We start from the raw sequence: 2,582 nt of genomic DNA, 5'->3' as shown, positions 1-2,582 counted from the left end.
GCCGTTGCCTATGCGTTTTTGGGCCTGGCGACGGCGGCCGCGATGCTGTCGAAATACAACATCATCATCTTCCTTGCCGCCCTGTTCCTGGCATCTCTGTCGGTCCGCGAAACGCGTGAGGCGATCTTCGACCGTCGCTTCCTGATCAGCGTGGCGGTAGCGATCCTTGCCTGCCTGCCGACGCTTTATTGGAGCCTCACCCATTTGGACGATCTGCTCTCGCACCAGGGAGGCCTAGGCGTCGCCAAAGGCGGCAGCATCGCGAAAACGGCACTTCTCGGCATCCGCAGATTGGCCAATGCGATCGTCAATTTCGCTGGATTGCCAGTGGCGATCTTTGCCGTCGCCTACGGCCTGGCGACAAGAAAACAGACGGAACCGCCTCAACCGGTGCGGTGGCCGGAGAAACTGTTATGGCGAGCGATCGTCCTTGGCCTTGTGGTCATGGTGACGGTCGTGCTGGCGGCCGGCATCACTCAGTTTCGCGACCGCTGGATGCTGCCCATCTTTATCCTCCTGCCGGCGGCTCTTGCCATGCGCTTCGACGCCATGGGCCAGAGGGGCCGCAAGACGCAAGCCACCATCGTCTTCGTGGGTGCTCTTCTTGCCGTCCTTGTGCTGCCGCTGAGCTGGTACATGCATCTGCACGGCGGCGACAGCCGCGGAGGCGTGGTGCGTATGGATTACCGTTCGCTTTACGAGCAGATCAACGCTGACGGACCGGTCAAGACCGTGGTGTCGAGCTGGTTCTGGGTCGGCAATCTGCGCCTGGTCGACGCCGATCTCATCGCGCTCGATGACGAGACACCGGACTTCGCCCGGTCGATCCGCGAGCCGGCGGTGCTTGTCCTGACCGATGACAGGGAATCCTCCTCGGACGTCTTCGAAGAGTTGGCGAGAGCCGGCTATGCGATGGACACTGTCCACCGCACTGTCGAGGTGCCGCAGGCGCTCGGCTTTCCGCCGCGCAAGGTCACGATCACCAAACTGCATAAGAAGATCGCGCCGTAAGGTGTGTAGAGGGACGAATGGACAAGCTGGGCTTCGGCCGCCATCGCAAGATCATGCCCTTCGAGCCCGGCTCGGTCGATGCGCTGCGCGCGGCCTCGCGCGACAAGGCGGCCTCGCTCAACCAGCATGTGCTGGGCTATGGCGCGACAGCCGAGGCCGAATGGGCGGCTGCAGGCGCTGCCGCTCCAAACCTGGTTGCCATGCGGAGCTACCGGCTCGAGCGCATCCGCGCCGAGCTGAAGCGCCGCGACTATGCCGGCGCCCTGCTCTACGATCCGGTCAACATCCGCTACGCGACGGATTCGACCAACATGCAGCTCTGGGTCGCGCACAACCCGACGCGCCACTGTTTCGTCGCCACCGAAGGCCCGGTGGTGCTGTTCGACTATTTCTCCTGCGAGCACCTGTCCGACCATTCGGGCGTCGTCGACGAGGTGCGGCCGGCGGTATCGTGGATGTATCTCTACAGCGGCGAGTTGACCGATGAGAAGGTCCGCCGCTGGGGCGGCGGCATCGCCGAACTCGTTGCCGAGCATGGCGGCGGCAATCGACGCATCGCCGTCGACCACATCAACCCCGAAGGCGTCGAGGAGCTCGCCCGCCGCGGCATTGCGATCGGCAATGGCGAGGCGGTGATGGAGAATGCGCGCCTCATCAAATCGCCGGACGAGATCCTCGCCATGCGGCGCTCGATCATCGCCTGCGAGGCGGCGATGGGCGAGATGGAAGCGGCATTGAAGCCTGGTATTTCCGAGAACGAATTGTGGGCGGAGCTGCATCGCGGCAACATCGCGCGCGGCGGCGAGTGGATCGAGACGCGGCTTCTGTCGTCCGGCCCGCGCACCAATCCCTGGTTCCAGGAATGCTCCTCGCGCGTCATCGAGAATGGCGACCTCGTCGCCTTCGACACCGACCTGATCGGTCCCTACGGTTTCTGCGCCGATCTCTCGCGCACATGGCTTTGCGGCGACAGGCAACCCTCGAACGAGCAGCGGGATCTGTTCCGCATCGCCGCCGATCAGATCGCCCATAACACGGATCTGATGCGGCCGGGCATCTCCTTCCGCGATCTCGCCGAGCGCTCGGCGGTGCCGCCGGACGATTGCTACCCCACGCGCTACGGCGTGCTCTATCACGGCGTCGGCCTGGCGGATGAATATCCGACGCTGCCGCATGCCGGCGATTGGACCGACGACACGCCGGACGGCGTGCTGGAGCCCGGCATGGTGCTTTGCGTCGAAAGCTATATCGGCAGGCTTGGCGGGCACGAAGGCGTCAAGATCGAGGAACAGATCCTGATCACCGAGACCGGCAACGAGAAGCTGTCAGCCTACAAGCTGGACGAACGGCTGCTCTGACGCGCCGCCTTCGATCGCCGCGACGGCCTCCCGCATCGCGGCGATGATCGGGGCCGGGGTGGTCCTGGCGGTGATATAGGGCAGGCCCTTGCGCCGCGCTGTCCAGCCGACGACTTTGACGCCCCGCGCGGCCGGCTCGAAGCGCTGCGCCAGCGCCCAGCTTCCGCAGTCGATCGCCGCGATGTCGGCCCTGCCCTCGGCGATGGCGATGAT

The 2,582-nt window shown here is 64.8% G+C and carries 2 protein-coding genes and 1 pseudogene; 2 read left to right on the top strand and 1 reads right to left on the bottom strand.

Annotated elements, in window-relative coordinates:
• Positions 1-1,011 (top strand): glycosyltransferase family 39 protein (locus EOA24_RS42035; RefSeq protein WP_189354460.1); only part of this gene is annotated, 1,011 nt, incomplete at its 5' end.
• Positions 1,012-1,028: 17 nt separating this feature from the next.
• Positions 1,029-2,369 (top strand): Xaa-Pro peptidase family protein, encoded by a 1,341-nt coding sequence (locus EOA24_RS33905; protein WP_126082189.1) that lies wholly within the window; start codon positions 1,029-1,031, stop codon positions 2,367-2,369.
• Here EOA24_RS33905 and EOA24_RS33900 read toward each other — a convergent pair.
• Positions 2,337-2,582: pseudogene (locus tag EOA24_RS33900) on the bottom strand (phosphate ABC transporter substrate-binding protein); the annotation flags it as partial. The gene EOA24_RS33905 and the pseudogene EOA24_RS33900 overlap by 33 nt on opposite strands.

It is taken from the genome of Mesorhizobium sp. M2A.F.Ca.ET.039.01.1.1, from assembly GCF_003998035.1.
Taxonomy (GTDB): domain Bacteria; phylum Pseudomonadota; class Alphaproteobacteria; order Rhizobiales; family Rhizobiaceae; genus Mesorhizobium.
This window is presented reverse-complemented; position numbering and strand designations above follow the sequence as displayed.

What these genes read in the sequence shown, in the direction of transcription:
- EOA24_RS33905 (WP_126082189.1), top strand. Translation starts at nt 1,029, where the DNA reads ATGGACAAGCTGGGCTTCGGCCGCCATCGCAAGATCATGCCCTTCGAG.